Origin of the sequence: Rhodoferax sp., from assembly GCF_011391645.1 — a bacterium.
In the GTDB taxonomy this organism is placed as follows: Bacteria; Pseudomonadota; Gammaproteobacteria; order Burkholderiales; family Burkholderiaceae_C; genus Rhodoferax.
In genome coordinates this window covers 1-8,968 of sequence record NZ_JAABQC010000106.1, presented here as the reverse complement: position 1 = coordinate 8,968, position 8,968 = coordinate 1, and the positions used below count along the sequence as shown (strand labels likewise).

General features: G+C 58.2%; 8 protein-coding genes, 1 tRNA gene and 1 pseudogene. All 10 read right to left on the bottom strand.

Annotated features, from left to right (window positions below; all coding sequences use genetic code 11):
- Positions 1-831, bottom strand: a pseudogene (locus GPS82_RS11985) (ATP-dependent DNA helicase DinG); the annotation flags it as partial.
- 96 nt (positions 832-927) lie between these two features.
- Positions 928-1,004, bottom strand: a tRNA-Pro gene (locus tag GPS82_RS11980).
- Between the two features lie 48 nt (positions 1,005-1,052).
- Positions 1,053-1,502 (bottom strand): MerR family transcriptional regulator, encoded by a 450-nt coding sequence (locus tag GPS82_RS11975; RefSeq protein WP_296495002.1) that lies wholly within the window; start codon positions 1,500-1,502, stop codon positions 1,053-1,055.
- A gap of 92 nt (positions 1,503-1,594) precedes the next feature.
- Positions 1,595-1,933 (bottom strand): integration host factor subunit alpha, encoded by a 339-nt coding sequence (locus tag GPS82_RS11970; RefSeq protein ID WP_296495000.1) that lies wholly within the window; start codon positions 1,931-1,933, stop codon positions 1,595-1,597.
- Positions 1,934-1,970: 37 nt separating this feature from the next.
- Positions 1,971-4,406, bottom strand: coding sequence for a phenylalanine--tRNA ligase subunit beta (gene pheT, locus GPS82_RS11965; protein WP_296494997.1), 2,436 nt, complete (start codon positions 4,404-4,406; stop codon positions 1,971-1,973).
- Between the two features lie 125 nt (positions 4,407-4,531).
- Positions 4,532-5,605, bottom strand: coding sequence for a phenylalanine--tRNA ligase subunit alpha (pheS, locus tag GPS82_RS11960; RefSeq protein ID WP_296494994.1), 1,074 nt, complete (start codon positions 5,603-5,605; stop codon positions 4,532-4,534).
- A gap of 110 nt (positions 5,606-5,715) precedes the next feature.
- Positions 5,716-6,075 (bottom strand): 50S ribosomal protein L20, encoded by a 360-nt coding sequence (gene rplT / locus GPS82_RS11955; protein WP_296494992.1) that lies wholly within the window; start codon positions 6,073-6,075, stop codon positions 5,716-5,718.
- Positions 6,076-6,100: 25 nt separating this feature from the next.
- Positions 6,101-6,304: a 50S ribosomal protein L35 gene (rpmI, locus tag GPS82_RS11950; protein WP_296275693.1), complete on the bottom strand. Its 204-nt coding sequence runs from the start codon at positions 6,302-6,304 to the stop codon at positions 6,101-6,103.
- Positions 6,305-6,503: 199 nt separating this feature from the next.
- Positions 6,504-7,097: a translation initiation factor IF-3 gene (infC, locus tag GPS82_RS11945; RefSeq protein ID WP_296495004.1), complete on the bottom strand. Its 594-nt coding sequence runs from the start codon at positions 7,095-7,097 to the stop codon at positions 6,504-6,506.
- Positions 7,098-7,176: 79 nt separating this feature from the next.
- The coding region (gene thrS / locus GPS82_RS11940; protein WP_296494990.1) for a threonine--tRNA ligase at positions 7,177-8,968 on the bottom strand (1,792 nt) is incomplete at its 5' end.

Genomic DNA, 8,968 nt, shown 5'->3' with positions numbered 1-8,968 from the left:
CAAATGGTGCCCTTCGTCAAATACAACCAGGCAGTTGTCGAGTTCCGGCAGCGCCTTCATGCCCAATGAGGCCAACACCAGATCATGATTTGCCACAATCACCTGTGCCTGCGCCAGTTGCATGCGCGCCTGGTAATAACTGCAGCTTGAGAAGCGCGGGCAATGGCGTGCCGTGCAGGTATGGCGCTCGGCGGCCACCGTGGACCAGTCGCGCGCATCGGGCTGCTCGGCCAGGCTGTCGCGGTCACCATCCCACTTGCCTGTGGCCAGAGCTGATGCCAGCGTTTCATACAAGGCAATGCGCCGCTCCATGGGGTCTTGCCACACCGCTCCCCGTTGCGGCTGAAATGCGCTGGGAGCTTGCACTGCGTTGCCTTCGTCGTCACCTTCAAAAAGTTCTGCCGCGTCTTCCCCGCCGTGACCGACGAGGCGCTCCAGCTTGAGCTTGCAAACATAGCGGCCACGGCCTTTGGCCAGCGCATAGACAAAAGGGGTGTCCAGCACGGCCGCCAGCGCCGGCAGATCTTTGGTCATCAACTGCTCTTGCAACGCCACCGTGGCAGTGGACACCACCACCCGCGTCTTGCGCGCCAGCGCCAGCGCCACGGTGGTGGACAAATACGCGGCAGACTTGCCCACCCCCGTTCCTGCCTGAATCACTGTGACCGCGCTTTGCGGGTCAGTCTGGTCGCCCAGGCTGATGCCATGCAAAGCATCGGCAATTCGTTGCGCCATCTCGCGTTGCCCGGCACGCGCGCGAAACCCGGGCGTGGCAGCCACCACCTGGTCAAATGCCGCCATGGCCAAAGTGGCCAGATCAGGTTCGTTCAATCAGGCACCTGCAACAGCAAAATAAACATGACAGCAAGGGCACCCCGGAAAGTAAAAAAGCCTGAAAAGCAGAGCGCTTTTCAGGCTTTTGAATCGTGGTCGGTGTGAAAGGATTCGAACCTTCGACCCCTTGCACCCCATGCAAGTGCGCTACCAGGCTGCGCCACACACCGAAGCCTCGAATTATAACCGTGGACAAGCTTGATTTTGAACTCTGCGGGTTAGAAATCCAGCGCCAAAAGACTCCGGATTTCACGCAATTCTTGCCTCACTTGCGTCCATGACTCAAGGCTTACAGCATCTGGTCCTGAGGAGGCTAATCCCACGTTCGCCTGCCTCACAATAATATCTTCAGGCAATTCGGCTGGCAAATCCGTCGAGAAATCAGCAGGGTGACGAACGTCGGAACCTGCCTGCAGAAGTTCCTGCATTTTGTTGCGCGCACCACTGATGGTGAATCCCTGGTCGTACAGCAAATCGCGAATGCGCCGGATCATCAGCACCTCATGGTGTTGGTAGTAACGGCGGTTCCCACGTCGCTTCATGGGTCGAAGTTGTGTGAATTCCTGCTCCCAATAGCGCAGCACATGTGGCTTTACACCGCACAGCTCACCGACTTCACCAATGGTAAAGTAGCGTTTGGCCGGAATTTGGGGGAGCGAATTCTCCATTGGATTCAACAAGGTAAGCTGGAAAGGTACAAGAGTACTCTAACTATGGTCACACTGTAAATACAGCTTACCCTGATTTTTCTGACGCGGGGTCAAACTTGCGGAGAACTCAACCCAGATCCGCTCTGGATTTGCTCCTTGAGCTTTTGGCTGGCATGAAAAGTGACCACCCGGCGCGCGGCAATGGGGATGGCCTCGCCGGTACGCGGATTGCGCCCCGGGCGCGGCGACTTGGTGCGAATCTGAAAGTTGCCAAAGCCGGTAATCTTGACATCATTCCCCTCCACCAGGCTTTGTGAAACCAGTTCAAAAAAAGCATCGACCATGTCCTTGGACTCGCGCTTGTTCAAACCAATCTGCTCAAACAGCAACTCTGAAAGCTGCGCCTTGGTCAGGGCCGGGGTTTCCAGTGAATCAACCGTAATTTCCATCAATAACTCGCTCTGTGGCTGGGGGTTGATGACAGTTTCAAGCACGCTGACGCGCACCCAATTTCTCGCTTAGCGTGGCAAGCACCGCAGCCACCGCCTGTTCAATCTGCTGCTCGGACAGCGTAGCATCTTGCGCGTTCAGCGTCAAACGAATCGCCATGCTTTTCTCGGGCGGCACACCTGGTTCAGCCGCAGTGGCTGGTGTCTTGGGCCGGTAAATGTCAAACAGCACTGCATCGCGCAGCACGCCGCCACAGGGTGCGGCCCAAACGGCTTGCATCAAGGCATCGTGAGTCACAGCCTCATTGACCAGCACGGCGATGTCGCGCTCAACTGCCTGGAAGCGGGGCACCGATGCAAAGCGCGGCACCTGACGGCTCAGCACCGCCTCCAGATCCACCTCGAACATCACAGGCGCTTGCACCAGGTCAAGCGACTGGCGCCACTTGGGGTGCAGTTCGCCGACGAAGCCAACCGCCTGACCGCCGCACAGCACGCGGGCACTGCGCCCGGGGTGCATGGCTGGGTGTTGAGCCGGCTCGAACGTCAGCCGGACCGGCGCAAACAGGGTTTCCAGGTCGCCCTTGACATCGTAAAAATCAACAGCGCGCTCTTTACAGCCCCACTCGGGTGCATCCACCGCGCCCATGGCCACGCCGGCCACGCGCATGGGCTGGTCGAAGCCCTCAACGGTGGTATCGGTGCTCGTCACCGAGGCGTCGCGCAGAAAGACCCGACCCAGCTCAAAGACACGCACGCGTGGCGCCTTGCGGTCCTGGTTGAACTTGAGCACCTGCAGCAGGGAGCCGAGCAGGCTTGAGCGCATCACGCTCATCTGGCTGGCAATGGGGTTGAGCAATTTGATGGGGTTCGGGTTGCCCGCCAGTTCATGCTCCCAGCGCTCTTCAACAAAACTGAAGTTGATGGTCTCCTGGTAGCCCAGAGCGGCCAACGCGCGCCGCACGGCAAAGGGGCTGCGCTGGTTTTCAGCTTGAAGCTTGGCCGTGATCGGTGCTTGCGGCGGGGTTTGCGGCAAGTTGTTGAACCCGATCATGCGCGCCACTTCTTCGATCAGGTCTTCTTCAATTTGCAGGTCAAACCGGTAGGAAGGCGCGGTGACTTCGACCACACCGTCACCCTCGGTCACGGGCAGCCCCAGGCCAGTGAGCGCCTTCACGCATTGCTCCTGGGTCAACGGCATCCCCAGCACCCTGGTCGCGCGGGCCACGCGCAGGGACACTTTGCAAGGCTGTGGCATGGCGACCTGCTGGTCGTCGAGAGGGCCACACACGGCGTCTGGCGTGCCGCAAATCTCCAAAACCAGCTGGGTGATGCGCTCGATGTGCTCGACCGTGAGCTGAGGATCGACACCGCGCTCAAAACGATGGCCGGCATCGGTTGAAAAGTTGAAGCGGCGCGAGCGCCCGGCAATGGCCTTGGGCCACCAGAAGGCCGCCTCCACATAAATGTTGGTCGTGTCGTCCGACACCGCGGTGGCATCGCCGCCCATGATGCCGGCCAGCGATTCGACCTGGACCGCGTCGGCGATCACTCCCACCTGGGCATCCACCGTGACCGTGTTGCCGTTGAGCAGCTTGAGTTGCTCGCCTGGCTTGCCCCAGCGCACTTCGAGGCCACCGTGGATTTTGTCAAGGTCGAAAATGTGCGATGGCCGACCCAACTCGAACATCACGTAATTGGAAATGTCCACCAGCGCGGTCACGCTGCGCTGGCCGCAGCGGGCGAGGCGGTCGACCATCCAGGCGGGGGTGGCGGCCCGGGGGTTGACGCCACGGATGACGCGGCCCGAAAACCGACCACACAAATCAGGCGCGCTGACCTTGACCGGCAAGACCTGGTCAATGGCGCAAGAAGACACCGGAAAAGTCGGCGTTTTCAGGGGCGCACCCGTCAACGCAGACACTTCACGCGCCACGCCATAAACGCTCAGGCAATGCGCCAGGTTGGGCGTGAGCTTGAGCGTGAAGAGCGTGTCATCAAGCAGCAAATGCTCGCGGATATTTTGCCCCACCCGGGCATCGGCCGCCAGTTCCAGCAAGCCGCCGTGGTCTTCCGAGAGTTTGAGTTCGCGGGCCGAACACAACATGCCGAAGCTCTCGACGCCGCGCAGCTTGCCAACCTTGATCAGAAACGGCTGGCCATCTTCACCCGCTGGCAACTCGGCCCCCACCATGGCGCAGGGCACCTTGATGCCAACCCGCGCATTGGGCGCGCCACAGACAATGGTGAGCAACCCGGCCTGCCCCACATCCACCTGACACACGCGCAGGCGGTCGGCATTGGGGTGTTGTACCGCTTCCCTGATCTCACCCACCACGATGTGGCTGAACGGCGGCGCCACAGGCTTGAGCTCTTCGACCTCCAGGCCGGCCATGGTCAGGGTTTCAGCCAACTCGGCTGTGCTTAACGCAGGGTTACAGAATTCACGCAACCAGGATTCAGGAAATTGCATAGTTGTTCAATCAATTCATTCTTTTAAACATGGCTTGCCCACAGTGGCATGGCAACCTGTGGGAGCGGCGCCCTCGCCGCGATTGGCCGCAGCATGACAAATTCAAGTGCATGGCTGGTGCAGCTTCAGCGGAACTGCGACAGAAAACGGATGTCGCCATCAAAGAACAAACGCAAGTCGTTCACGCCATAACGCAGCATGGTCAACCGATCCGGGCCCATGCCAAAGGCAAAGCCAATGTAGCGCTCCGGGTCGAGGCCCATGTTTCGAATCACGTTGGGATGCACCTGGCCGGACCCCGCCACCTCGAGCCAGCGCCCGGCCAGCGGGCCGCTGGGAAACTGGATGTCGACCTCGGCGCTGGGCTCTGTGAACGGGAAAAAGCTCGGCCTGAACCGCAGCACGAGATCAGGATTTTCAAAGAAGGTGCGGCAGAAGTCGGTGAAGACGTACTTAAGGTCCTTGAAGCTGATGGCCTCGCCCACCCACAGGCCCTCGCACTGATGGAACATGGGCGAATGGGTGGCATCGCTGTCCACGCGGTAGGTACGCCCCGGGGCAATGACCCGAATTTCGGGCATGGCACCGCTGTAGAGCGTGCCGTCGACCGCGCCGCCATGGGCCAGGCGGTGTTTCTTGACGTGCTGCACCGCGTGCCGAATCTGCATCGGGCTGGTGTGGGTGCGCAACAAATTGGGAGCGGTTTCGCTGCCACCTTCGACATAGAAGGTGTCATGCATGGAGCGCGCGGGGTGGTCTTCGGGGGTGTTGAGCGCGGTGAAATTGAACCAGTCGGACTCGATCTCGGGGCCTTGGGCCACCTCAAAACCCATCGAACCGAAAATGGCCTCGATGCGTTCGAGCGTGATCGACACCGGATGCAGGCCACCACTGCCACGCTGGCGCCCGGGCAGGCTCACATCAAGCGCCTCGGCCTGCAATTGGGCCTGCAGTTCGCGGTCGGCCAACGCCTGGCGGCGGGCATTGAGCGCGGCTTCGATGCCTTGTTTGGCCTGGTTGATGGCGGCGCCTTGCAATTTTTTCTCTTCAATCGGCAAGGCAGCCAGGCCCTTCATCAAATCGGTGATGCGACCGGACTTACCCAGAAAAAGAGCCTTGCTGTTTTCGAGTTCAGCAGGGGTAAGAGCCAGCTCAAAGGCGGCACGGGCTTGTTCAACAACAGCGGTCAAGTCGTTCATAAATACTTTAGATGGCTTTGATCCAAGGAAAAAGGGCTAGTGCCTTTTCAAGCTCTAGCCCTAATCTGTTTTTTGCAAGAAGCTATAAATCAAATAGCAATCAAAGCAACTCAAGCCGCCAGTTTGGCCTTGACTTGTTCCACGATACCAGCAAAAGCGGCCATGTCATGGATCGCAATATCAGACAAAACCTTGCGGTCAATCTCGATATTGGCTTTCTTCAGACCGTTGGCAAACTGGCTGTAGGTCATGCCACACTGACGGGCAGCGGCATTGATACGGGCAATCCACAACTGACGGAAGACACGTTTTTTGGTACGGCGGTCACGGTAGGCATATTGCCCGGCCTTCATCACCGCTTCTTTAGCGATGCGGAAGACATTACCACGACGACCACGGAAACCTTTTGCAAGGGCTAGAACTTTTTTGTGGCGGGCGCGAGCCGTTACACCACGTTTGACGCGAGGCATGTGAGTACTCCTTGTTCGTCGTTAATTAAAGGCCACGGCCGGGCAGCATCTGTGCCATGCGACCCATTTCGGTCTCACGGACAGTCAACGTACCACGATGATGGCGCTTGAGTTTGGTGGACTTCTTGGTCAGGATGTGACGTTTGAAGGCTTGACCGCGTTTAACGGTACCACCTGGACGAACGCGGAAACGCTTTTTGGCGCCGCTCTTGGTCTTCATTTTGGGCATTTACATGCTCCTTTTTACATTGTGCTCGTGAGGCGTCTGCAAACACTTTGCAGCCTTGATGGCCCCGAGCCACTTTTTAGTGGCGAGATAGCAACCCACCACTTTTTGGTGGTGAGATACAACCCGCCACTTTTTTAATGGTGGGCATGAACCCACCATTTTTCGCGGCAAACACCTTGCGGGTGTTTGCCCCAATCCTTTACGTACCGGCAGCAACCTCGGCCACAGCCACTTTGGCCGCGGCAATCTTCTTGCGGCCGGGCGCGATCATCATGATCATCTGGCGCCCTTCAAGCTTGGGAAACTGCTCGACCAAAATCAGGTCACCCAACTCATCGCGAATCCGGTTCAGCAAGGCCATGCCCAAATCCTGGTGCGTGATCTCGCGACCGCGAAAACGCAAGGTAATCTTGCATTTGTCACCCTCGGCAAGAAAGCGCTTGATGTTGCGCATCTTGATGTTGTAGTCGCCGTCATCGGTACCGGGGCGGAACTTGATCTCCTTGATTTCGATCACTGTCTGCTTGGCCTTGGCTTCGGCAGCTTTCTTTTGTTCCTGGTACTTGAACTTGCCGTAATCCATCAAACGGCACACGGGCGGATTGGCAGTTGCGGCAATCTCGACCAAGTCCACGTCCAACTCGCCCGCCATGCGCAGCGCGTCATTGATATTGACAACACCCAGGGGTTCGTTTTCAACACCAGAGAGGCGAACCTCTGGCACCATGATTTCCCGATTCAATCGGTGTTTGCGTTCTTCGCGGTGACGGCGATCACGAAATTCGGTAGCGATGACTTAATCCTTCACAAAAACTGCCACATCCATCGTGGCTAAAACTGGGCAGCAGAGCACCATGAACAGTATCAAAAAATCAAACCAATGATTTTTGCGCGATATCAGCCGAAATCTTTTGAACAAACTCGGCCACCGACATCACGCCAAGGTCTTGTCCACCTCGGGCTCGCACTGCAACAGCACCGGAGGCCATCTCTTTGTCGCCAATCACGATCAGATACGGCACCTTCTGCATTGAATGCTCCCGTATTTTATACGTGATTTTTTCATTGCGCAGATCAGCCTCTACCCTAAAGCCTTGATTTTGCAGCGTTTTGACGACATTGCGGGCATATTCTGCCTGCGCGTCGGTGATGTTGAGCACCTTGACCTGCACCGGAGCGAGCCAGGTTGGCAGCGCACCGGCGGTTTCTTCGATCAAAATTCCGATGAAACGCTCGAGGCTGCCGACGATGGCGCGGTGCAGCATCACCGGGCGATGGCGGGCGCTGTCTTCGCCGACGTAATCGGCGTCGAGCCGCTCGGGCATGGAAAAATCAACCTGGATGGTGCCGCACTGCCAATGCCTGCCAATCGCATCTTTCAGGGTGTACTCGACCTTGGGTCCGTAAAAGGCACCTTCTCCTGGCGACAACTCGAACTCGCACCCAGAGGCGCGCAGGCTCTCGATGAGCGCGTGCTCGGCCTTGTCCCAGATCTCGTCGGAACCAATGCGCTGCTCGGGCCGAGTGGCAATTTTGTAGATGATGTTCTTGAAACCGAAGTCGGCGTAGACCTTTTGCAGCAGCGTGGTGTAGGCCACGCATTCAGCCAAAATCTGATCTTCGGTGCAGAAAATGTGGCCATCGTCCTGGGTGAAGCCGCGCACCCGCATGATGCCGTGCAAACCACCGGTGGCTTCATTGCGGTGGCACTGACCGAATTCTCCGTAGCGTAGCGGCAAGTCACGGTAGCTTTTCAGGCCCTGCTTGAAGATCAGGATGTGACCCGGGCAGTTCATGGGCTTGAGCGCATAGTCACGCTTTTCTGACTCGGTGGTGAACATGTTGTCCCGGTACTTGTCCCAGTGGCCGGTTTTTTCCCACAAACCCTTGTCGAGCAGTTGCGGTCCCTTGACCTCCTGGTAGCCGTTGTCGCGGTAGACCTGGCGCATGTATTGCTCCACGGCCTGCCAGATGGCCCAGCCCTTGGGGTGCCAGAACACCATGCCGGGGGCGTGATCGTCCACATGGAAAAGGTCAAGCTCGCGACCCAACTTGCGGTGGTCGCGCTTTTCGGCTTCCTCGAGCATCGTCAGGTGCTGTTGCAGGTCTTCCTTGGTGGCCCAGGCTGTGCCATAAATACGCTGCAGCATTTCATTGCGATGGTCCCCGCGCCAATAGGCACCCGCGACCTTCATGAGCTTGAAATGCTTGAGCTTGCCGGTGCTGGGCACGTGCGGGCCACGGCACAGGTCTTCAAACGTGCCTTCACGGTACAGGCTGACATCTTCACCGGGAGGGATGCTGGCGATGATCTCCGCCTTGTAGTGCTCGCCCAGGCCCTTGAAATAGGCGACCGCCTCGTCACGCGGCAGCACGCGTCGCAACACCGGCTCGTCCTTGGCGGCCAGAGCGGTCATGCGCTTTTCAATAACCGCCAGGTCGTCCAGGGTAAACGGACGCTCGAACGAGAAGTCGTAAAAAAAGCCGTTCTCAATCACCGGGCCAATGGTGACCTGCGCCGTGGGAAATATTTCTTTGACCGCGTAGGCCAGCAGGTGCGCCGTGGAATGTCGAATGACTTCCAGGCCGTCGGCGTCCTTGGCGGTGACGATGGCCAGACTGCTGTCTTTGTCGATCACAAAGCTGGTATCGACCACCTGTCCA

What these genes read in the sequence shown, in the direction of transcription:
- GPS82_RS11975 (WP_296495002.1), bottom strand. Translation starts at nt 1,502, where the DNA reads ATGGAGAATTCGCTCCCCCAAATTCCGGCCAAACGCTACTTTACCATT.
- GPS82_RS11970 (WP_296495000.1), bottom strand. Translation starts at nt 1,933, where the DNA reads ATGGAAATTACGGTTGATTCACTGGAAACCCCGGCCCTGACCAAGGCG.
- pheT (WP_296494997.1), bottom strand. Translation starts at nt 4,406, where the DNA reads ATGCAATTTCCTGAATCCTGGTTGCGTGAATTCTGTAACCCTGCGTTA.
- pheS (WP_296494994.1), bottom strand. Translation starts at nt 5,605, where the DNA reads ATGAACGACTTGACCGCTGTTGTTGAACAAGCCCGTGCCGCCTTTGAG.
- rplT (WP_296494992.1), bottom strand. Translation starts at nt 6,075, where the DNA reads ATGCCTCGCGTCAAACGTGGTGTAACGGCTCGCGCCCGCCACAAAAAA.
- rpmI (WP_296275693.1), bottom strand. Translation starts at nt 6,304, where the DNA reads ATGCCCAAAATGAAGACCAAGAGCGGCGCCAAAAAGCGTTTCCGCGTT.